The sequence below is a fragment of the Psychrobacter glacincola genome (assembly GCF_904846075.1).
Classification (GTDB): domain Bacteria; phylum Pseudomonadota; class Gammaproteobacteria; order Pseudomonadales; family Moraxellaceae; genus Psychrobacter; species Psychrobacter glacincola_C.
This window is the reverse complement of the sequence record NZ_CAJGZH010000001.1, coordinates 137,313-159,536: the sequence shown is the minus strand read 5'-3', so window position 1 is coordinate 159,536 and position 22,224 is coordinate 137,313. Positions and strand designations below refer to the sequence as shown.

At 42.7% G+C, this 22,224-nt stretch carries 17 protein-coding genes; 10 read left to right on the top strand and 7 right to left on the bottom strand.

The window, feature by feature from the left end; all coding sequences use genetic code 11:
* Positions 1–34: 34 nt before the first annotated feature.
* Together JMW85_RS00685 and JMW85_RS00680 are read left to right on the top strand one after the other, a co-directional pair.
* A complete protein-coding gene (locus JMW85_RS00685) occupies positions 35–1,711 on the top strand; it encodes a glycerol-3-phosphate dehydrogenase/oxidase (RefSeq protein WP_201580632.1) in 1,677 nt (558 codons plus the stop codon).
* 163 nt (positions 1,712–1,874) lie between these two features.
* Entirely contained in the window at positions 1,875–3,443 is a 1,569-nt protein-coding gene (locus tag JMW85_RS00680) for an FGGY-family carbohydrate kinase (protein WP_201580631.1), read from the top strand.
* Between the two features lie 2 nt (positions 3,444–3,445).
* Here JMW85_RS00680 and JMW85_RS00675 read toward each other — a convergent pair whose 3' ends face one another.
* Positions 3,446–4,618, bottom strand: coding sequence for a MalY/PatB family protein (locus tag JMW85_RS00675; protein ID WP_201580630.1), 1,173 nt, complete (start codon positions 4,616–4,618; stop codon positions 3,446–3,448).
* A gap of 239 nt (positions 4,619–4,857) precedes the next feature.
* Here JMW85_RS00675 and JMW85_RS00670 point away from each other — a divergent pair, with 239 nt between their 5' ends.
* Positions 4,858–5,706 carry a hypothetical protein gene (locus JMW85_RS00670; protein WP_201580629.1) on the top strand — a complete coding sequence of 283 codons (849 nt, stop codon included), beginning with the start codon at positions 4,858–4,860 and terminating at the stop codon, positions 5,704–5,706.
* A gap of 321 nt (positions 5,707–6,027) precedes the next feature.
* On the opposite strand, the gene JMW85_RS00665 is transcribed toward JMW85_RS00670, so the two are convergent.
* A complete protein-coding gene (locus JMW85_RS00665; RefSeq protein WP_201580628.1) occupies positions 6,028–6,843 on the bottom strand; it encodes a crotonase/enoyl-CoA hydratase family protein in 816 nt (271 codons plus the stop codon).
* A 200-nt stretch (positions 6,844–7,043) separates the two neighbouring features.
* On the opposite strand from JMW85_RS00665, the gene JMW85_RS00660 reads away from it, so the two are divergent.
* Together JMW85_RS00660 and rlmF are read left to right on the top strand one after the other, a co-directional pair.
* The gene (locus tag JMW85_RS00660) at positions 7,044–7,706 is read left to right on the top strand and encodes a LysE family translocator (RefSeq protein ID WP_201580627.1); all 663 of its coding nucleotides are present in this window, start codon (positions 7,044–7,046) and stop codon (positions 7,704–7,706) included.
* Between the two features lie 65 nt (positions 7,707–7,771).
* Entirely contained in the window at positions 7,772–8,809 is a 1,038-nt protein-coding gene (gene rlmF / locus JMW85_RS00655) for a 23S rRNA (adenine(1618)-N(6))-methyltransferase RlmF (protein ID WP_201580626.1), read from the top strand.
* Positions 8,810–8,920: 111 nt separating this feature from the next.
* Here the strand turns inward: rlmF and JMW85_RS00650 are convergent, their stop codons facing one another.
* The 5 genes from JMW85_RS00650 to dnaA all read right to left on the bottom strand — a co-directional run bounded on the left by JMW85_RS00650 (position 8,921) and on the right by dnaA (position 16,930).
* Positions 8,921–9,502 carry a manganese efflux pump MntP gene (locus JMW85_RS00650; RefSeq protein WP_201580625.1) on the bottom strand — a complete coding sequence of 194 codons (582 nt, stop codon included), beginning with the start codon at positions 9,500–9,502 and terminating at the stop codon, positions 8,921–8,923.
* A 140-nt stretch (positions 9,503–9,642) separates the two neighbouring features.
* Entirely contained in the window at positions 9,643–12,258 is a 2,616-nt protein-coding gene (gyrB, locus tag JMW85_RS00645) for a DNA topoisomerase (ATP-hydrolyzing) subunit B (protein ID WP_201580624.1), read from the bottom strand.
* Between the two features lie 502 nt (positions 12,259–12,760).
* Entirely contained in the window at positions 12,761–13,966 is a 1,206-nt protein-coding gene (gene recF, locus JMW85_RS00640) for a DNA replication/repair protein RecF (RefSeq protein ID WP_201580623.1), read from the bottom strand.
* 181 nt (positions 13,967–14,147) lie between these two features.
* Positions 14,148–15,323 carry a DNA polymerase III subunit beta gene (gene dnaN / locus JMW85_RS00635; protein WP_087814943.1) on the bottom strand — a complete coding sequence of 392 codons (1,176 nt, stop codon included), beginning with the start codon at positions 15,321–15,323 and terminating at the stop codon, positions 14,148–14,150.
* Between the two features lie 161 nt (positions 15,324–15,484).
* A complete protein-coding gene (dnaA, locus tag JMW85_RS00630; RefSeq protein ID WP_201580622.1) occupies positions 15,485–16,930 on the bottom strand; it encodes a chromosomal replication initiator protein DnaA in 1,446 nt (481 codons plus the stop codon).
* A 623-nt stretch (positions 16,931–17,553) separates the two neighbouring features.
* Here dnaA and rpmH point away from each other — a divergent pair.
* The 5 genes from rpmH (at position 17,554) to mnmE (ending at position 22,193) form a co-directional block, all read left to right on the top strand.
* Positions 17,554–17,688: a 50S ribosomal protein L34 gene (rpmH, locus tag JMW85_RS00625; protein WP_007394757.1), complete on the top strand. Its 135-nt coding sequence runs from the start codon at positions 17,554–17,556 to the stop codon at positions 17,686–17,688.
* A gap of 200 nt (positions 17,689–17,888) precedes the next feature.
* The gene (gene rnpA / locus JMW85_RS00620) at positions 17,889–18,227 is read left to right on the top strand and encodes a ribonuclease P protein component (RefSeq protein WP_227681628.1); all 339 of its coding nucleotides are present in this window, start codon (positions 17,889–17,891) and stop codon (positions 18,225–18,227) included.
* A gap of 32 nt (positions 18,228–18,259) precedes the next feature.
* Positions 18,260–18,637 (top strand): membrane protein insertion efficiency factor YidD, encoded by a 378-nt coding sequence (yidD, locus tag JMW85_RS00615; protein ID WP_201581210.1) that lies wholly within the window; start codon positions 18,260–18,262, stop codon positions 18,635–18,637.
* A gap of 211 nt (positions 18,638–18,848) precedes the next feature.
* A complete protein-coding gene (gene yidC, locus JMW85_RS00610; protein ID WP_201580621.1) occupies positions 18,849–20,546 on the top strand; it encodes a membrane protein insertase YidC in 1,698 nt (565 codons plus the stop codon).
* Between the two features lie 192 nt (positions 20,547–20,738).
* Positions 20,739–22,193: a tRNA uridine-5-carboxymethylaminomethyl(34) synthesis GTPase MnmE gene (mnmE, locus tag JMW85_RS00605; RefSeq protein WP_227681627.1), complete on the top strand. Its 1,455-nt coding sequence runs from the start codon at positions 20,739–20,741 to the stop codon at positions 22,191–22,193.
* Positions 22,194–22,224: the final 31 nt, after the last annotated feature.

Below are 22,224 nucleotides of genomic sequence, written 5' to 3'. Positions count from 1 at the left end.
GATTAATTTGAGTATCATTTGAGATGAGTCGTTTATGAATCAAGCCAATCAGCATGATCAATACAAGCAACGCCAGCAAGCATTAGCGCCTTTATCTCGTCGCTCGTCTCAAGTAGTACCGTGGGATATGCTTATCATCGGTGGCGGCATTACTGGTGCTGGGATTGCTCGCGAGGCAGCAAGGCGCGGCTTAGCGGTGTTACTCATTGAGCAAAAAGACTTTGCTTGGGGCACGTCCAGCCGCTCTAGCAAAATGGTACATGGCGGGCTTCGCTACATTGCCTCAGGTGACTATAAAACGACTTTGCTGAGCGTGCGTGAGCGCGAGCGTATGCTTAGTGAAGCAAATGGTCTCGTCAATGAGATGCATTACGTCATGCCGCATTATAAAGGCAAGTTTCCACCGCCATGGATATTCAATACCTTACTACGTGTCTACGATGGGCTCGCGGGCAAGCGCTACTCTAAATACTTTAAAAAAGACGCTTTTTTACAGCTTAATCCGCATATCAAACAAGATAAGTTTTTAGGTGCCAGTCAGTTTAGTGATGCAGTGACCGATGACTCACGCCTTGTGATGCGGGTACTTGATGAAGCCATCCATGATGGTGCGCAGGCGATTAATTACCTTAAAGCTGAGTCATTAATTACTAATGAGCAAGGCTTGGTAGTTGGCGCTACTCTATTAGATACTTCTGCTGAAGATAGCAATCATACTTACGATGTCCATGCCAAAGTGGTGGTTAGTGCCACGGGTGCTTGGGCAGACACCTTACGGATGCAAGCAAGCAAACAAACAGAACAAACCTTTCATAAACAAATTCGCCCGTCGCGCGGCAGTCATTTGGTAGTCAGTCAAGAGCGCCTACCAATCAAGCAAGCCTATACCTTTTTGCATCCTGTCGATAAAAGAGCCGTCTTTGTCTTTCCGTGGGAAAACCGTACTGTCCTTGGAACAACCGATTTGGATCATCTGCCATTAGACGATAACGAAGTCGGTATCACTAATGAAGAGGTGGATTACCTATTGGCGGCGACCAATAATCTCTTTGATAATGTAGACATTAGCCGCAAGGATGTCATCAGCTCATGGGCAGGCGTACGTCCACTGATTTCTGATGGCGGTGATGGTAAGCGCGTCAGCCCGAGTAAAGAAAAACGCGACCATAGCGTCTGGTTGGATAACAACCTAGTGACCGTCAGCGGTGGCAAGCTAACTACCTTTCGCCTAATCGCCCTTGATGTACTGAAAGTTTGTCAAAAGGTGCTCGAACTTGATGAGTCGGCTACTCAAAATAATGTCTCATATAGCAGCCAAGTCTTTAGTAATCAACCGCCAACCAATCCCAAATTTTCAACCCTAACACCACTATTGCAACAACGCTTGCAAGGGTTTTACGGTCTACAGCTTGATGCATTATTAGAGTTAGCACATGATGATGATTTGGCTTATGTGACCGATAGCAATACTATCTGGGCCGAGATTCGCTTTGCGGCGCATTATGAGCAGGTTATCCATTTGGACGATTTATTATTACGCCGTACGCGCTTGGGCTTGATACTGCCACATGGCGCGATGACGCCGCTGATTAGTGCAAGACTGAAGCAAATATGTCAGCAGGAGCTTGGCTGGGATCAGCAAAAATGGCAGCAAGAAGTTGAACGCTATACCCAATTATGGCAACGCTATTATCATTTGCCAGCGGCTTAGCGCTTTTTTATATTGCATTAATAGCAAATGCTACTGGGTTAAATTTTCCTTGCTTGCTGTGCCTACGCAGACAGAGGCTGCGGAAAACTTACCCCAGTAGCACACTATAATCGTCGTATTTTTATTGAGCGATATATCTATTTCTACATAGTAAAGGACTACTATGACCCATAACCTTGATGCCCCTATTTATTTCCTAGCTATCGACAATGGCACCCAAAGCGTCAGAGCGCTTATCTTCGATCAATTCGGTAGCGAGATTGCCAAAGCCCGCGTCATTATCGAGCCGTATTTTTCAACGCAGCCAAATTTTGCCGAGCAACATGCTGATTATTATTGGCAAAAATTAAGCGAAGCCTGTCAGCAATTGTGGCAAAACTGCGATATCACGCCCGAGCAAATTGCCGGCGTCAGCCTCGCCACCCAGCGCTATACCATGATATGTTTGGACAAGGATAAACAACCGTTACGCCCAGCTATCGTCTGGATGGATTTGCGTCGCGGCGAAACCAATGACATAGGCTTTCTCAATCCGCTAACCAAAATCATCGGCATGGGTGAGCTGGTACAAGAAGCGCAGCAAAAAGCGCGCTGTAATTGGCTTGCACAAAATGAGCCTGAGATTTGGAAAAAGACTGCACACTATGTCAACCTCTCCGCATACCTCACCTACCAACTCACCGGCGAACTCGCCGATTCGACAGGCCATTCGGTTGGCTATTTGCCTTATGACTATAAAGCGCAAGCGTGGCTAAAACCCAAAGATCTTAAATGGCGCTTATTTAGCTGTACACCAGAGCAAATGCCTATAATTGTTCCACCGGGTCAGCCACTTGGTCATATCAGTGCCAAAGCTGCTAAAGCAACGGGGATATTAGAAGGTACACCGATGATTGCCGCTGCTAGTGACAAAGCTTGCGAAGCACTAGGCTCTGCTGGTCTCGCAGCCGATACCGCTTGCTTAAGCTTTGGCACTACTGCGACTGTTAATACCACGTCGAGTAATTATATCGAGATACTTAAGCACATGCCCGCCTACACTGCCGCCGCACCCAATTACTATAACCATGAATATATGATTTATCGTGGCTTTTGGATGGTTAGCTGGTTTAAAGAGCAGTTCGCTCACTATGAAGAGCAACTAGCAAAAACTCAGGGCATCGATACCGAAAAACTCCTCGATCAAGCGGTAAAAGATATTCCGGCAGGCTGTATGGGACTAATGATGCAACCGTACTGGTCGCCAGGTGTGCGGCATCCTGGGCTTGAAGGTAAGGGTGCGCTCATTGGTTTTGGCGATGTGCATACCCGCGCGCACGTTTATCGCGCGATTTTGGAAGGGCTTGCTTACGAGCTTAAACTTGGTTTTGATACTATTGAAAAACGCACAGGCAAAACCATCAAACACCTACGTGTCTCAGGTGGCGGCTCCCAAAGCGACTCAGCAATGCAGCTCACTGCAGATATCTTTGGCATGCCCGCTTACCGCCCACATACTTATGAAGCCTCAGGCTTAGGCGCTGCTATCAATTGTGCAGTAGGGCTTGGCGTTTATCCCGACCATTTAACCGCAACTCAGGCCATGACCCATTTGGGCGATGAATTCTTACCCATTGACGCCAATGTTCAGCTCTACAAACGCCTTTATAATGAGGTCTATCTCAAAATGTATGAGCGCTTAAAGCCTTTATATCAAAGCATTCAAGATATTACGGGGTATCCTGCTAAATGATATTACTGTTTAAAATCATTGCTATTTAATGCAGTATGCATACGGTTTAGCCCTTCTATCAGCAGCGCTCTAGGACACGCCACATTAAGGCGCATTTTAAGATGTCCTTCATCACCGTACTTAATCCCTGCGCTAAGCTCAACTTTGGCCTCTCTAAGCGCGTCATAGAGCATTTGATCGTCTTGCGCATATGCCGAGCAATCAAGCCAAATCAAATACGAAGCTTCTGGACGCATCACTTTAATTTTGGGTAAATGCTCTTCTAAAAAGCTAATGGTTAATTCAATATTGGCTTCAATATAAGTCAGCGCCTGCGCCAACCACTCACCACCTTCTTGATAAGCACTACGCATAGCGGCATAAGCAAATAAATTCAGCTCATGCTCGTCACTTAAGCGCTGCTGCTGACTGATTTTATTGAGTAATGCTAGATCTTTAGCAAATATCATCGAGCCTTTAATACCAGCAATATTAAAGGTTTTGGTCATCGATGTTAGGCTTACTACTTTGTGTTCATAGCCTTTTACGAGGGTTAAAAAGGGAATAAACGTATGCCCTTTCAAGGTTAAATCTTGATGAATCTCATCACTGACAATTGCCACATCGTGCTTTTTACAGATTAAAAGTAACGCTTCAAGTTCATTCGCTGTCCATACACGTCCGCCCGGATTATGTGGATTACACAATAAATAAAGCTTAACGTTATGCTCGATAATTTTGGCTTCGATATCAGCTAAATCCAGATGATATCGTCCCTCAACCTCCTGTAATGCAGAAGTCACTAGCTTACGATTATTGTCTAAAACCTTGCTCATAAAAGGCGTATAAATCGGGTCATTGATGAGTACCGCATCCCCTGCCTCGGTAAATACTTTCATCATCAGCACCAAACTTGGTACGACACCCGGAGAAAACAGGATATCCTGCTTATCCAGCCACAAGTCATAACGACTGCCATGCCAGTCGATAATCGCTTGATACAACGGCTCGGTCGGCACGGTGTAACCCAATATGCCATGCTGCGCTACTTGCTCAATCGCCGCTAAAATAGGCTGGGCGGTCTTAAAGTCCATATCCGCGACCCATAGCGGGATTGTATCATCGGTATAATGCCATTTAAACGACCCAGTGTTGCGTCTGTCTATTATTTCATCAAAGTTGTATAGCATTGGCATTCTCCTTTACGATATTTTTATATTATAACTTTTCATCCATAGCCTTAAATGACTTTTAAAAATATAACGCTATGATTAGTTGAATAATGTTTAAAAATTAGTGTTACATTGAGGTTGCGGATTCTACATATAATCAAGTCATTTATGTCAGAGTGCGCTGATATTGCAAGGACTGTGATCTATCAGTATCCATCCAAACCCCCTACTAAGCCAAGATGGTTTATCTAAAAGGATTTAGCATGATGAAAATGGACTTTTTACCAAACTTAGTACTCAAAATGAGTGCGCTTACTTTAGCTGTCGCCGCCACCGCTTCATGCACGACTATGACAACAGGCGCTAATCATCAACCCAACAATGCAAATGCTCAAGTCATGGCAAACGCTACTAGCGGTACTGCCGTCGCTCTAGGCAATAGCGCTATGTCTGGCGGCACCAATGACACGGTCGCTGTCGGTAATATGGCCAATGCAGGACTAAATTCAGCAACGGCTGTTGGTGGTCAAGCCAACGCCGCAGGTCTAGGCTCAACCTCTATCGGCTGGCAATCCAAAGCCACCGCTGAACGCGCACAAGCGTTTGGTCATCTAGCCAATGCTAGCGGCGTTCGCTCTACGGCAGTCGGTGAAGCCGCGATGGCTGGCGGCAGCAATGACACGGTCGCTGTCGGTAATAAAGCCAATGCGGGCATGAATTCAGCAACAGCTGTTGGTGGTGAAGCCAATGCTGCAGGTCTAGGCTCAACCTCTATCGGTTGGCAGTCCAAAGCCACCGCTGAACGCGCACAAGCGTTTGGTCATCTAGCCAATGCTAGCGGCGTTCGCTCTACGGCAGTCGGTGAAGCGGCAGCCGCACAAGGTGCAAATTCGGTCGCTGTCGGCAATAAATCTATGGCAGGCGGCATGAACAGCATCGCTATCGGTAACGGGGCAATGGCGGCGAAAAACAACCAAGTGGTCTTAGGTAATGCCGGACAAGTCCAGTCCAGTACCGCGGCACAGTCAGGTACGGTCAAAATAGTCACTATCGATGACAACGGCACTTTAGGTACGATGATGGTTGACTACTATAAAAAATCAACTAAATAATAGTAGTCAATCAGAGCCAAGCTGCTAACATTTACGTAGCTATAACCGGTCATACTCGATAAGATAACGAAACCTCGCGATTGTGGGGTTTTTTGTTGGCATACTTAGTTTGTATGGTCGAATTTTGATTGATAAGAAAAATCCTATTATAATTATTTTGCTTATAATTTGCAGTACCACTCCTATCAAAGCTAAAATTCGCCTCAACGCAGCTAATATATTAGTTGTTAATTTTACACAAAACATAGCATAAAGCTGTAAGGAAGAATCCACTAATTTTAAGACAAAAATACATTTCTTAAAATTGAGTAACCTCTGAATTTAGCGCCCTTTAAACTCAGCCTCACGTCTTTCAACCATCGCCATCGCGCCCTCTTTCGCATCTTCTGAATGAAATAAATGCGGCAAATAACTATGAATATTGGCTAAGGCTGCTTTTGCGCCATTAAAACTGCCATCTTGTGCTGAGGATAGTAATCCTTGCACCCCAAGCGGTGCTGCTTTGCAAATCTCTTTAGCGATAGTTAGCGCGCGCTCGTATTCTTTCCCATTTGGCACCACTTCACTGACTAGGTTTAGCTTATCAGCAGTTTGCGCATCAAAGTTTTTACCTGTTAATAGATACGGCATGGCTTTTTGCCAACCAGCCGCCGCGATAAAGCGTACTGTCGCGCCACCAAACGGCATGATACCGCGCTGGACTTCCATTTGCGCAAAGTTGCAATTATCACTAGCAATAACCACATCACTATTGAGCATCAACTCAATCCCAGCGGTAAAGCAAGTACCTTGTACCGCAACGACAATAGGTTTACTGCGTAATTTTCCACCGATGCCCCACGGGTCAATTTCGTCGGCAGTAAACTCAAACGCGCCTTTGTTCCATTTATCTTGTAGCTCCATCAAATCAAGCCCTGCGGTGAAATGCTCACCATGGGCAAATATTAACGCACAGCGAAGATTGGCATCATTTCCATATTGAGTGAGTGCTTGAGAGAGTTGCTTAATCATATGGCTATCAAAGGCATTACGTTTATCAGCGCGATTTAGTCCAATCAGACAGATGTAATCTTGAACTTCATAAGTAATGCGAGTGCCATTGCTAGTAGAATTGCTATTATTACTTTCCGTAATCATGTTTTTATCCTTATTAGAGCGATCGTTTTATGGTTTATTCTATGGCGAATTAATACTACTAAAAATCATGTAACTTACTTTTAATATAGACATACGTTCGGTACAACGCAAGCATCATATAAGCGGCATCAATATCAGTTGACCTCATTTACGCTAATATGCAACTATTATCCAAATCAAAATATAACTCAGAGCACTTTATGGAATTTTGGCACGGTTTTTTGCTTATCACTAGCGTCCATCTACTCGCTGCCGCCTCCCCAGGTCCTGATTTTGTATTGGTGTCGCAGCAAACTTTGGCAAAAGGTCGACGCACCGGTTTGATTTGTAGCCTTGGTATTACCTTGGGTCTGGCGATACACATCACTTATTCGGTGCTAGGACTGGCAACGCTGATTGCCCATTCGCAGCCATTATTGACCGCTATCAAATGGTTAGGTGGTAGCTATCTTGTTTATTTGGGATGGCAAGGTATTCAAGCCAAAGCTAAAAAACCAGTAGATTTAACTGTTGCTATAGATTCAGATGCTGACATTTCCATTAAAAAAGCATCTATAGATACAAGCTCTACCTCATCAATTCTACGTCGTGGCTTTTTTTGCAATGTCTTTAATCCCAAAGCGCCAGTATACTTCGTGGCGATATTTACCCTTGTATTATCACCCAATATACCGCTGTGGCAATTGGCAATTTATGGCGTCTGGATGATGGTCTTACAAATGGCATGGTTTAGCACGGTGGTAATGTTGCTCTCAATTCCTGCTATCCACCGACGTTTTCAGCGTTTTGAGCATTGGATAGACCGCGTATTGGGTACAGCGATGATAGTGCTGGGATTAAATCTTATCTTACGTAGCCGATAACACGTTAGTGACACGCGAAATCTGCTAAAATGGGGCATTATATTCACATATCAAAGCCCGATACTATGACCAGTAAACCTATGAACCGTCGCCCGACCGCCAATAATCATCGAAACCGCTCGCCTGAGACTGCTAAAAAACTCGGTCAGCTGCATCCCCGCAATCCGCACCAAGGTCGTTATGACTTTGCGGTGTTGACTCGCGCCTTACCTGAGCTTGCTAAGCACACCATTACCAATCCTAAAGGCGAGCCGACGATTAACTTCTCGGACAGTGCAGCCGTGCGCGTCCTTAATCAGGCGTTACTGGCGCATTATTACGGTGTCAAGTTTTGGGATATTCCGGAAGGTTACTTGTGCCCACCGATTCCGGGGCGTGCCGATTATATTCATTATATTGCCGATTTACTTGCGCAAACGACGCACGTTAATAAAGACAATACACCGCCGACTGGTAAAGAAATCCATGCTCTTGATATTGGTACTGGTGCCAGCGCGATTTATCCTATTGTTGGTAGCCAAAGCTATGGCTGGCGCTTTACCGCCTCTGATATCGACCCTATTTCGGTCAATACCGCAGCACTTATTTGTGAAACCAATCCCAAGCTAAAGAGCGCGGTTAAAGTAAAGCTACAACCTGAGCCTAAGCGCATTTTTGCCAATATTATCGGTCGCCAAGATTACTTTGATGTGGTGGTATGTAACCCTCCATTCCATGCCTCATTAGAAGAAGCAATGGAAGCCAATAGCCGTAAGCAGCATAATCTGCAACGACATCGTGGTAAGAATGAAAACGAACAAATCAGCCGTAGCTCAACAAAGTCTGGCAATGCCGCACAGAATCTAAACTTTGGCGGTCAACATAAAGAGTTGTGGAGTGAAGGCGGCGAGATTGCCTTTTTGACCAAGATGGCAAAAGAAAGCCAAGATTTCGCTGAGCATGTTGGCTGGTTTACCACACTGGTATCTAAGTCAGAAAACGTGAAACCTCTACAATTGCTGTTAAAACAGCTTGGTGTCGCCCAAATGCGCATCATTGAGATGAGTCAAGGTCAGAAAAGCACTCGTATACTGGCATGGCGTTTTGATACTGACGAAGCGTAAGTAATAGCTAACATAGAATAAATATAGTTTCACGTGAAACAAAAAAGCACCACTTTGATGATTAAAGGGGTGCTTTTTATTGTAGAGAATCAATTCAAATAATGATGCTTATTAACGGATAAACATCACCTTTATACCAATGGCTATCAATACTAATCCACCAAGTATCTCAGCTTTATCCTCGAGCCACGTTCCAGAAGACTTACCTAAATAGATACCGAAAAAGCCAAATAAAGCGGTGACAATAGCGATGATTAAACAGGCTAACCATGCATTAAGTGCCAACAAATTAAGCGTAAAGCCTGCTGCCATCGCATCAATACTGGTGGCAATAGCCAATGTAAACATCATACGATGATTGATTTTTTCTTGTATAGTTTCATCGAAACTGTCTGCTAATACCGCTTCAACCTCACCATTAAACGCTTCATATAACATCTTAGCGCCAAGCACAATAAGAATCCCACCACCAATCCACGGTGCAGCAGTCGCCAACCAGCCTAATAATACTGCACCCAATAGATAACCTATCAGCGGCATCACACCTTGCGCAATACCAAAGTATAGTGCTGCATAAACGGCTAAACGCAGCACATAAGCAGATGATTTCTTTTGCGACTTAGCCCCTAACCCAATTGATACCGCAAATGCATCCATCGCCAAGGCTATCGCAAGTAAAAAAACTTCAATCATTTCTATATCCATTATCTAAAGCAATTCGTAAACTAAGTTTCACGTGAAACAATTCTAACATTAAAAAACCACCGCCTTGATTGCCAAAGCGGTGGTTTTTTAATTAATTAACAATGATTTCGCAACTCTTTATGTCCAACTTAGATGTCTAAATTAGACACCGTCAATGCATTCTCTTCAATGAAAATACGACGCGGTTCAACATGATCACCCATCAAGCAAGTAAACATATGATCCGCCGCAATCGCATCTTCAATCGTCACGCGTAGCATACGACGGTTTTCAGGATCCATCGTGGTATCCCAGAGCTGATCTGCGTTCATTTCACCCAGCCCTTTATAGCGCTGAATTGCTAGACCACGACGCGCATCAAGCATCATCTGCTGCCAGAGATAATCAAAATCGCGTACAGGAATGTCTTTAGTGGTTCCCGCACTTGCTTCACGACGGATAAAAGCATCCTCTGCAAGCAAGGTATTCCATTCAGCAGACAAACGCAGCAACTTGCTGTACTCGCCGGAATTGATAAAGCTAGCATCTAGCAGATAATGATGGGCTAACTGGTGTACATAAACCGTAATACGCGGTAGCCACTGTGCTTTTGCTACTGGAGCTTCAGCGTCAACATTTTCCCCGCCTTCAACCTCAATGACAGGCTTCATACCCAGTAAATCAGCAGCAGCAGCATCCATATTTTTTGGTTGCGGCGCATGGATATTGACCAGTTCAATCTCCGGACTCAAGTCACTACCGAAGTGCTCAAGCTGAGCTTGCATCGCCTCTTTCCAAGCTTGCATCGCAGGCAAATCATAAGTCATATCAGTGCTAAGCTTCGGCGTATGCGTCAACGCATCCAAAAGTACCGCTGGGAAACGAATCTGCAAACGTGCCTTTATCAGCTGCGTTTGGTTATAATCATTCAGTAGCGTTTCTAGCGCTTGCCCCGTAATAGCAGGGGCATCCGCACTGATATGCAACTTAGTATTGTCAATCGTTGATGATAATAAATACGCTTTGAGTGCTTCGTCGTCTTTTAGGTATAGCTCTTGACGACCTTTTTTCACTTTATAAAGCGGTGGTTGGGCGATATAAATATAACCACGCTCGATCAACTCAGGCGTTTGACGAAAGAAGAAAGTCAGCAACAGGGTACGAATATGCGATCCATCAACGTCCGCATCGGTCATGATGATGATTTTATGATAGCGTACTTTATCCGGATTATATTCGTCTGGACCAATGCCGCAACCAAGCGCCGTAATGAGGTTACCCACTTCAGCAGAAGACAGCATTTTGTCAAAACGTGCGCGCTCTACGTTTAGGATTTTACCTTTCAATGGCAAGATCGCTTGAGTTTTTCGGCTACGGCCCTGCTTTGCTGAACCACCTGCAGAGTCACCTTCCACAATGTAAAGTTCTGACAATGCTGGATCTTTTTCTTGGCAATCTGCCAACTTACCGGGCAAACCAGCGATATCTAACGTGGTCTTGCGACGCGTCATCTCACGGGCTTTACGAGCGGCATCACGAGCACGAGCGGCATCAATGATTTTGCCAGCAATAGCCTTACCAGCGCTTGGATTCTCTTGCAGATAATCATTAAACTTATCATGCATTGCTGATTCGACCGCAGATTTTACTTCACTTGATACCAGTTTATCTTTGGTTTGACTCGAAAACTTAGGATCTGGAACTTTAACGGATACGATAGCGGTTAGACCTTCACGCGCATCATCACCAGTAGCAACGACCTTCTCTTTTTTAAAGAGATTCTCGCGATCCATATAGGTATTCAAACAACGCGTCAACGCTGAACGAAAGCCAGATAGATGCGTACCACCATCCCTTTGGGGAATATTGTTGGTGAAACAAAACACTTTTTCGTTATAAGTATCTGTCCACTGCAACGCCACTTCGACACTGATACCATCATCTTGCTCACTCACAAAATGAAAGACTTCATTGATGCCATCTTTACCAGCATTGATATAGCTGACAAATTCTGACAAGCCGCCTTTGTGTTCAAACTCATGACGCTTATCAATACGCTCATCCGTTAAAACAATGCGTACGCCCGAGTTCAAAAATGATAGCTCACGCAAACGCTTCGCTAAAATATCGTACTCAAAGATGGTGCCAGTAAACACATCGCTACTTGGATAAAAGCGAATTTGCGTACCAGTTTTGTCGGTTGGTTCCATTTGCTGAATGTCTGCATCAGGCACCCCATCGGTATAGGTTTGATGGTAGTGATAACCTTCACGCCAGATGTTCATTTCAAGCTTTTTCGATAGGGCGTTAACGACCGAGACACCAACACCATGTAAGCCGCCTGATACTTTATAGCTGTTATCATCGAACTTACCGCCTGCATGCAAGACAGTCATAATGACCTGCGCCGCAGATACACCTTCTTCTGGATGGATATCGACAGGCACGCCGCGACCATTATCCATAACGCTCACAGATTCGTCTTCGTGGATAATGATATCGATTTGATCACAATGACCCGCGAGTGCCTCATCGATAGAGTTATCCACCACCTCAAAGACCATATGATGTAAGCCTGTACCATCATCCGTATCACCGATGTACATACCAGGGCGTACGCGTACCGCTTCTAACCCGCGCAATACACGAATATCTTTGGAGCTATAATCAGAAGGTAAACTTTCAGGAACCACCGCTGGTGCCGTAGTTTCAGCAATGCTGTCTGACGTCAGTTGCTCGTGGTCGGTAGGTAATGAATCACTCATGTGCATTCCTTAATCTAGCCATAATCAGCCGTTTGTTATTAGCGCACCACTACGATGACACCTCATAACGTTATTTTAGACTTAATTTTTATAGTCAAAACCTTTGATAAGCATTACCAGCTAAAACACGATTAGCTGAAAATTCTTGAGTGTTGATAGCGACTTAAAAAGAGTTTCAAGTCCGCGCTTTTTTCCTCTAACATCGGCTTCTTTTTTTAAACATTATAAAAACCAAGAGAGCAAATAAAACATCTATTTATCAAATACTTAGAAATTCATAGACATTGAAAAACGCCTATATAACGTCATCAAACAACTTGCTGAGAACAGGACAAAAATAAAGCCCTATTTTAGCATTTTTTTGCCTCTAAGTCACTGTTTACTGAGCGTTTTATGCCTATAAAACCAGCTCGCAAAGATAGCCTATATCATTACGAAAAGACAGGTAGATAAGTATCGATATGAAAGACCGTGGAGAAAGGAAATAACATAAAGGAGATAATTAAGGACTAAAGAATTGACCTTGTTTCACATGAAACGTATTGGGTTTCGACCAATATTCATGCACTAACGGCAAAATATCATCGGTTAAGCTGGTTATAAATACCTGACATGGCAGCTGCGCTAACGTTGACAATAGAATCTCAATCGCTCTATCATCAAGCTCTGCAGTAATATCATCTAGCAATACCACTGGTGTCACCTGAGCATGAGCACTATCATTTGATAGATCATTAGTTTTTTGGGTATTTAGCAGTAATGGCAGTTGCGATAAACGCAGTGCTGTGATTAATAGCTTTTTTTCACCACGCGACAACACATTGGCTGCCTGCTCTTTTATAACAGGTACTTTGAGGTTAGTGTCCGCTTCATGCATTGTATCTGAGAAATTGTTATTCGACGCTGTCGAGTCATTAGAACGCCAATGCACATGAACATCAGCACGGTGATTACCGATACGAGTATATCCAAGTTGCAAATCCTGTTCTAAGCGCTCGTTAAGCTGTATATCCAGCGCAACATTCGTATCGTAACCAGCATTATAGCTAAGGCTCAATTGCTCCGCATAAGTAGGCAATAACTGCGCGATACTTTCAGCAAAATAAGGCTGCCATTCTGCAAATATCCGTTCACGATAATGATGAATCAATGCCGCATGATTGCTAAGTCCTTTGTCCCACGATTTTAGTTCAGCGAGCTGCACCTGAGTCAAATGACGTGATTTTTTTAGCAAACTATTGCGCTGTTTTAGTAAGCGTTGATAAGCAACCCATTGTGGATGAAAACCTTGTTTCATGTGAAACACTAGCCAATCCAATAGCTGTCTACGACTGGCGCTACCCTGCTCTAACATATCCATCGTTGAAGGATCTATCAGTAGTGTTGGCAGTTGCTCAGTCAAAATACTTTGGTTGTAGACAGTGGTCTGATTGAGACGTAAGAGTGTTGTAGCATCAGCTTGTTTTTGGATAGCTAAAGTACGGCTATCATTAAGCTTAGCATGTACAGTAACTGTATTTTGATGATGTTGAATATAACGCTTGGGCTGGTGATGGCGAAAACTTTTGCCTCTGGATAGCAAAAATATAGCTTCAAGTAAGGATGTTTTTCCGCTGCCGTTCGCGCCGATAATGACGTTACACGCAGTAGGCTGTAGATTGACTTGTGTTAGATTTCGAAGGTATGATATTTGCAGACGTTCAATCATAATGCCGACAGCTACCTATTAACACTACCTATAATAATAGGTAAAAGTTTAATAATTATTGAATTTAAAATACTGGATCTTAATCAAAGACACTCAGCTTACTTTAATTTTTAAGTGCAAACTGAGTGTCTCTAGCCCCTGCTCTTAAGCATATTGAAAACATATAGAAATTATACAGAAACTATATACGCATTGGCATAATGACATACTGATGGAACTCATCATTCAACTGATTGACTAGCACCGACGCGTTTGATTGGCTCATGTGCATTTGCAAGTCACCTTGAATAACGCCAAGCACATCTTGTAAATAAGCCGCATTAAAAGACAGCTCCATCGGCTCACCTTGATACTTCGCCTGTATCATCTCCACCGCTTCATCTTGCTCTGCATTATTAGCACGCACTTCTACCATGCCATCGCTGGCAAAATTAAACACCACACCGCGAGATTTCTCATTACTTAGAATCGCTACGCGGCGTAGCACATCAGTCATTTTTTCTTGGTTAAACAAAGCCAATTTATCCGTATTACTTGGCATCACTCGGCGATAATCAGGGAATTTTCCGTCAATCAGACGCGCAGTGAAAGTAACCATCAGGTTTTGATTGACCTGCCCTGCACTATCAACGTCACCAAAGGGTAAGCTCACTTGCAAAAACTCACGACCGAAGCTCAAGGTGACCTGATTGTCTTGCTCACCAAGCATTTTTCCTAGCTCAGAGGCCAAGCGCTCAAGCTCAATGACAGCTTTACGGGGCAAAATAGCCTGCATGCTTAAATCAGCACTGACATCGATAACACTGCGCGCCAAAGCCAATCGATGCCCATCGGTTGCAACCGTCGTCAGCTGCTGTTGCGACACATCAAACAACATACCAGTGAGATAATAGCGAACATCTTGAATCGCCATTGCAAACTGCGTTTTATGAATCAAATCGATAAGACGATTGCGACTGATGGTCAATGGCGTGATATTTTCGGGATTACCCAAACTCGGATAATCTTCGCTAGGTAATGTCCCTAAGGTGAAGCGACTCTTGCCACTGGTTAATAAGCAGCGTTCATTTTCTTGAGTAGCCAAATTAATTTGAGCTTGTGCAGGCAATGATTTACAGATGTCTTTTAATTTTGTTGCAGGTAAAGTTGTGGTACCAGCTTCAATACAAGCACCAGCAGGCAATTTCAACGTCGATGTCAGCTCTACTTCTAAATCAGAAGCCGTCAAAATAAGCATTGATTCGGATAGCTGTAGCTTGATATTGCCCAAAATAACCATATTGTGCCGTTTATCAGCAGCCTTGGCGATCAAATTAATGGCTTTTAGTAACGACTCTCGATTAATCGATAATTGCATGCTTGGTTACTCTTATTTAAATGATTTTTATTATAAAACTTAACAATAATGGTTTAATCATACCCTGTCTATTGACTATAATCCATTTGCTGTCTGTCTACTCGTATTTTTAATATTATAAACCATATCAATCCACTAAAACATAGTGATACCGCGACCTGCTAACCCGCTTGCAGCATCAATGCCAGTGTTTTGTAATCCTTATCAAACGCAGGATCTGCTGCTCTTAGCTCATTAACTTTATCGCAAGCATGCATCACCGTTGTATGATCGCGACCACCGAATGATTGACCAATCTCAGGAAAGCTATCACCAGTCAACTCACGCGATAATGCCATCGCTATTTGACGTGGTCTAGCAATACTACGCGTGCGTTTACGACCCATCATCTCTTTGATGGTCACATCATAGTACTCAGCAACCACTTTGCGAATATTATCCATATTCACAGCTTGCACACGCATCGCGACGATGTCTTTTAGCGCATATTGCACCATTTCAAGAGTAATCTGTGCACCCGTCAAGTTAGCATTGGCAAAAACTTGATTTAGAGCACCTTCTAAACGCCTAACATTTGAAACCACATTTTGAGCGATGAATAATGCGCATTCTTTAGGCAGTGTCATACCATATGAAGCTGCTTTTTTTTGCAAAATTTGCACACGAGTATCAATCTCAGGCGGATCAACTGCTACAGTGAGCCCCCAAGAAAATCGCGATCTAAAACGTTCATCAAATTCGGTCATTTGCGAAGGATGACGATCTGAAGCCAAAATCAGTTGTTTATCACCACTGGTAAAATCTGCAAATAATGTCAAAAACTCATTACTACTTTTGGTTTTTCCTGCCAATACATGAATATCATCTACAATCAATAAATCCACTTTTTTAATTTTCTTTTTAAAATCTTCTATTTTATTATTTCTTAATGAATAAACTAATTGATTAATAAATTTTTCAGAAGTGAAATAATAAAAACTTTGATTATTTTTTAAATATCGATGTGCTACAGAATGCATTAAATGCGTTTTTCCCAAACCAGAAGGTCCGTATATAAATAAAGGATTGTGTCGATTTTTTGATTGGCGCTTACCAAGCTCATAACAGGCTTTATAAGCCAAATTGTTAGACTTGCCAGTGACAAAAGTTTCAAAAGTAAAGTCAGGGTTTAGATAACTCAACGACTTAGCATCAGCAGAATCAACCAATTCTGCATGACGCATATTAGCATCAATATCTGCTTTTGCATTGTTATGATGAATGGTTTCAAACTTATGATCTGCAGGGGTAGGGGAGGGTTTATCTTCTTCAAACAAAGACCCTGATTGCAATTGACGATTGTCTTCATTATCGCGGCCAGCGTTATCAACACGCACAACCACCTCTTCGATACTTCCCTGACTGTGCTTAGCAACCAGCTGCTGTATCTCTTGCAAGTGGTTTTTTTTGATGTAAGTCACAAAATAATCATTAGGAGCAAGTATAGTCAGCGTTTGCGCCTCTTGATGAGCTGACAATGGTCTCAACCACATAGTAAATACGTTGTCTTTGACGTTATATCGTAGGTCATTTAGACATTTATCCCAAATATTTGCTGTGTCTATCATGAAAAATACTAACCCTATAATTTGAAATAATATTTGTGTTTTAGCAGTGTGATCTGTTGCGTAGCCCTTAATATTCTCCGCAATTATTTCCGTTGGAAACCATATTGGGAGTTACGTTGATAAACTATACGAAGCCATATATTAAGTAGGGGCTAATCTAACACAAATACCCTGTGGATAAAACCTTGTTTTTTGGGGATAAGGCTGTGGATACTTTTGTGCATAACTTTGAAAGGTGAGTTATCCATATTTAGCCCACAGGTTATCCACAGGTTTACCCATAGTACAATATATTGATAATAAAAAGGAAAACTTACTTAGCCACAGATAATCGAGCTACCAATAACAACAATACTTATATATATTAATAGTTAATTATTATAGAGTTCGACAAAAACTGTGGATAACTTTTAGGAATCCATCACTGAATTAATTAACTGAGTCGTTATTTTTTAGTTATGAATATGAACTTTACACACGATGAATCATTTAAAATGATATTTCCTCTGTCAAAATATCTGTCTGCATCGACATAGATTAAATTAGTTCATTGACCCAGATTCTATGCGGTGGTATAATCCTCCGTTATTACGAATTTAGTCCATTATTTTGATAGGTGAGTTATGAAACGTACATTCCAACCAAGCGTGATCAAGCGTAAACGTACTCACGGTTTCCGTGCTCGTATGGCAACTAAAAAGGGCCGTCAGGTCTTAGCTCGTCGCCGCGCTAAAGGACGTCATCGTCTTACTGTATAATCAGTAGATTGCGATAAGCATGGCTTATAGTGCTTGTTGTGTTTCTATTATTTATAGATTGCGATAGTCAATCACCACAACTGACACTTAGCCATATATTAAAAGCGCCCACATCGGCGCTTTTTTTGTCTCTGTACTTTGTTGTTATTTCTGCGCTATTATTTCCGCTACCGTTATTCGCTCTTATACTAGGTTGTGCTATGTCCAATACTGTTTCAGCGGCAGCTAATGCTCGCTTCACCAAAGAGCAGCGTTTGCTCACGCCTGCAGCCTTCCGTGAGGTTTTTGATGCACCTGAGCGTAAGCTTCATCAGAGCCATCTAATGGCATTTGTGCGTACCAATGATCATGGTAAGCCACGAGTCGGCATGGCTATTACCAAGCGTAAAGTTCCTACAGCTGTCGCGCGAAATTTAATCAAGCGTCAAATACGTGAGCATTTTCGTATAAAGGCTCATTCTTTAGAAAATAAAGATATTGTTTTTATTGTTAAAAAATCTATAAAAGATATAGATAATAAAGAATTAAAAATCAAATAATTAATATTATTAAGAAAATAGAAAAAAATAAAATGAATTTTTTATTGGTTAATTTAAATGATTTCCTTTATAAGAGTATTTATTATTTTATTATTTTTTATCAAAAATTAATAAGTCCACTATTACCTGCTCGTTGCCGCTATTACCCTACGTGCTCGAATTATGGTAAACAAGCTTTGGCATGGCATGGTGTCCGAGCAGGCAGTTGGTTATTATTAAAACGTATCGGCAGTTGTCATCCTTTGGGTGGACACGGCATTGATTTTGTGCCGCTACCGTTATCTTCTTATCATTATCAATATGTACCTTTTAGCGAACTAGCTACTAGTGTCAAAGTTCAAGGTTTATATGTCTTTAGAGATAATAAAAGCTATGTGTCTCGCTTAAACCATATGATGAAAATAACGTAACGTTCATCATAGACTGCGAAGTTGTGGATATCTATTTAGTTACCCACAAGTTATCCACACTCTTGGTATCATTTAAGGCAGATTTTTAGTAAAATGATGCACATTTTATGTAAATGACTGGCAATACTGTTGTCACATACGATGATAATTGTACGGTCATGACACATGCCCTAATTTTTCATTCCCTAATTTTTTAATCTAGGAAAGGTTTATGCAAAAGATATTTCGGGTGATGATCATCATTGCGATGTTAATCACCGCTTATCTGCTGATTTTGGCATGGCGAGATGATTATGCCGATGCGCCAGCTGTAGATGCGGTGTCAGAAACCACTGCTTCAGTAGGTGCTGACATCCCTTCGACAACTGGTGCCGCAGGTGATATTCCGGTACAGACATTGCCTGTTGATAACAATACAGTCGCTAATGATGCTGTGACGGCAACGCCTGCTAAAGACACGGGATTAATCACGGTCACTACCGATCGCTATGATATAAAGATCAATCCAGAAGGCGGCGATATTGTTTATGCTGCTCTTAAGCAGTATGACGCAACGCTCGATAGCGATAAGCCTTTCGTATTGCTAGAGAATAATAGTAATCGCGTGTATGTGGCTCAGTCTGGTCTTATTGGTCCTAACGGTATTGATACTGCAGAAGGTCGTGCCAAATACAGCCATACTGCTAATAATTACGTCATGGAAGCAGGGCAACAGACGCTGTCAGTACCGCTTACTTATAAAAAAGATGGCTTGACCGTTACTAAGACATTTACCTTTACTGAAAATAAATATCCGATTGATATTAGCTATCAAATACAAAATGCTTCTACACAACCGTGGCAAGGTCAGCTATTTGCCCAGTTGAAACGTGATGACAGTAAAGATCCAGGTATGTCTGATAAAGGTGCGCTTAGTATGGCGACTTATTTAGGCGGTGCTTGGGGTACTCCTGATGATCCATACAATAAGCTCAAATTTAAAGACTTTAATGATGGTGAGCTAGCTGTTAGTAGCGATAAAGGTTGGGTTGGTGTTGTGCAGCATTATTTTGTATCAGCATGGATACCTGAAAACTTTACCGCTACTTTCTTTAGCCGTGAAACAGGCGATGATTACTTCATCGGTTTCAACAGTCAACCTGTCAATGTCGCGCCAAATAAACAAGTGACATTAGATGCCACGTTATACGCTGGTCCTAAAGTACAATCTGAGCTAAAAGATGTGGCAGTAGGCCTTAATAAAACGGTTGATTATGGGTTGTTATGGCCAATATCGAAAATTTTATTTGCCATCTTGGACGGTATTCATAAAGTCATAGGTAACTGGGGTTGGTCAATCATTGTATTGACGATTTTAGTCAAAATTGCTCTGATGTGGTTCTCGAATAAGAGTTACTATTCAATGGCGAAGATGCGTGCGATTGCACCAAGATTAGCCGCACTTAAAGAAGAGCATGGCGACGATCGAATGAAGATGTCGCAAGAAATGATGGCTATTTATAAAGAAGAAAAAGTCAATCCAATGGCAGGTTGTTTGCCTATTTTGATGCAAATGCCTATCTTCTTAGCGCTATATTGGGTATTGGTTGAAAGTGTTGAGCTGCGTCATGCGCCTTGGATTTTATGGATTCAGGATTTATCGGCGATGGATCCTTGGTTTATTTTACCATTGCTGATGGGTGCCTCGATGTTTGTACAGCAGCAGCTAAACCCGCAGCCAGCTGATCCGATGCAAGCGAAAGTGATGAAGTTCTTACCAATCATTTTTACTGCTTTCATGCTGTTTTTCCCAGCGGGTCTCGTACTATACTGGACAGTCAACAACTTGTTTAGTATGACTCAGCAATATATTGTCAATAAAAAAGTCGAAGAAGAGCAAAAGCGTCGTACTGTTAAAGTATTGGACTAAGTAGCTCATCAATTGATAAAAGACCATCGCTACGGCGGTGGTTTTTTTATGCGTGACATTTCTATTATCGCTCACTGATCTGAAATAAAATAAGCGCAAAGCATGGCTATTTAAAGTTTGCTTTGTCAGTCTGTGTCCAGCCGTCTATAATGGAGTTTTTAGCTATTGAGAGTAATTGTGGATTCCCTAGAGATGGCGTCAAACGTACCTAAAGCATCTGAACCACCTAAAGCATCTGAACCACCTAAAGCATCTGGCTTGGCCACGATTGCGGCTATTGCCACACCGCTTGGAAGAGGTGGCGTTGGTGTTATACGTCTGTCGGGTGCGCGTGCTTATGACATTGCCTGTACACTAACGGGTAAGTCTGCTTTTACGCCACGTATGGCCAGTTTTTGTCGTTTTTATCAGGCTGATGGTACAGTAATTGATGAAGGGTTAGTGCTGTACTTTAAAGGCCCGCATTCGTTCACAGGGGAAGATGTGATTGAGCTGCAAGGGCATGGCGGCATGATTCTACAAAACCAACTGCTAGCAAGGGTATTTGAGCTGGGCGCAAAACAAGCGGGTGCTGGGGAATTCTCTTATCGTGCTTTTGATAATGATAAATTGGATTTGGTACAAGCAGAGGCTATCGCTGATGCCATTGATGCGACCAGTGCTGCGGCTGCGAGTAGTGCCATTCGCTCGCTAAGTGGTGAGTTTTCAAAGAAGATTAATCAGCTATTAGAGCAGCTTATTCATCTTCGCTTGCATGTTGAAGCGGCGATTGATTTCCCTGACGAAGAAGACGTGGATTTTTTATCAGACGGCGTCATACAAAGTAAACTGGAGCAAACGCAAGACAAGATACAGCAAGTATTGGCGACCGCCAAGCAGGGTCAGCTCCTACGTGATGGTATTCATGTGGTCTTAGCAGGTAGACCAAATGCGGGTAAATCAAGCTTGCTGAATCGTCTGGCAGGGCAAGAGCGCGCTATCGTTACTGACGTTGCAGGTACGACTCGTGATACGCTGCAAGAGACCGTGGTGCTCAACGGTTTGACACTTCATCTTACCGATACGGCGGGTCTGCGTGACACAGAAGACACGGTAGAGCGTATTGGAATTGAACGTGCGCGTACAGCCATTACCCAAGCTGATATGCTGCTGATGGTCTACGATGTGACTCGCGATGTTGAAGAAGAAAGTACACCACTACAGCTTGCAGAACAATTATTTGGCGAGTTACCAGAGGCCAAACGCTTATTAATTATTGCTAATAAAAGTGATCTATTGAGCGATAATAGTAGTGAAAAATCGGCTTCTACGACGCAAGCTGAAATCAAAGATAGAGGCTACGAACAAGTTAATGTTTCATGTGAAACAGACGCTGGTATCGATGATTTAGTCGAAGCCTTATGTGCTAAGGTCGGTTTTCATCCGCCAGAAAACAGCCTAATTGCTCGCACACGTCATATAGATGCCCTTAGGCGCACAGCCGACTCTTTAGCAGAGGCGCACGAGCAGTTAACGGTCTATCAAGCAGGAGAGTTAGTCGCTGAAAGCTTACGCCAAGCTCAGAACAGTTTGGGTGAGATTACGGGAGCGTTTAGTGCGGATGACTTGTTGGGCAAAATCTTTGGTAGTTTCTGTATTGGAAAATAATCAGCCGATTTTTTTGAATTGCCTGATACAG

Coding starts and splice junctions, on each gene's coding strand:
- JMW85_RS00675 (WP_201580630.1), bottom strand. CDS start 4,618: ATGCCAATGCTATACAACTTTGATGAAATAATAGACAGACGCAACACT.
- dnaN (WP_087814943.1), bottom strand. CDS start 15,323: ATGCAATTATCGATTAATCGAGAGTCGTTACTAAAAGCCATTAATTTG.
- yidD (WP_201581210.1), top strand. CDS start 18,260: ATGAATTTTTTATTGGTTAATTTAAATGATTTCCTTTATAAGAGTATT.
- JMW85_RS00670 (WP_201580629.1), top strand. CDS start 4,858: ATGATGAAAATGGACTTTTTACCAAACTTAGTACTCAAAATGAGTGCG.
- rpmH (WP_007394757.1), top strand. CDS start 17,554: ATGAAACGTACATTCCAACCAAGCGTGATCAAGCGTAAACGTACTCAC.
- JMW85_RS00680 (WP_201580631.1), top strand. CDS start 1,875: ATGACCCATAACCTTGATGCCCCTATTTATTTCCTAGCTATCGACAAT.
- yidC (WP_201580621.1), top strand. CDS start 18,849: ATGCAAAAGATATTTCGGGTGATGATCATCATTGCGATGTTAATCACC.
- JMW85_RS00650 (WP_201580625.1), bottom strand. CDS start 9,502: ATGATTGAAGTTTTTTTACTTGCGATAGCCTTGGCGATGGATGCATTT.
- JMW85_RS00665 (WP_201580628.1), bottom strand. CDS start 6,843: ATGATTACGGAAAGTAATAATAGCAATTCTACTAGCAATGGCACTCGC.
- rnpA (WP_227681628.1), top strand. CDS start 17,889: ATGTCCAATACTGTTTCAGCGGCAGCTAATGCTCGCTTCACCAAAGAG.
- gyrB (WP_201580624.1), bottom strand. CDS start 12,258: ATGAGTGATTCATTACCTACCGACCACGAGCAACTGACGTCAGACAGC.
- mnmE (WP_227681627.1), top strand. CDS start 20,739: ATGGCGTCAAACGTACCTAAAGCATCTGAACCACCTAAAGCATCTGAA.
- dnaA (WP_201580622.1), bottom strand. CDS start 16,930: ATGATAGACACAGCAAATATTTGGGATAAATGTCTAAATGACCTACGA.
- rlmF (WP_201580626.1), top strand. CDS start 7,772: ATGACCAGTAAACCTATGAACCGTCGCCCGACCGCCAATAATCATCGA.
- recF (WP_201580623.1), bottom strand. CDS start 13,966: ATGATTGAACGTCTGCAAATATCATACCTTCGAAATCTAACACAAGTC.
- JMW85_RS00660 (WP_201580627.1), top strand. CDS start 7,044: ATGGAATTTTGGCACGGTTTTTTGCTTATCACTAGCGTCCATCTACTC.
- JMW85_RS00685 (WP_201580632.1), top strand. CDS start 35: ATGAATCAAGCCAATCAGCATGATCAATACAAGCAACGCCAGCAAGCA.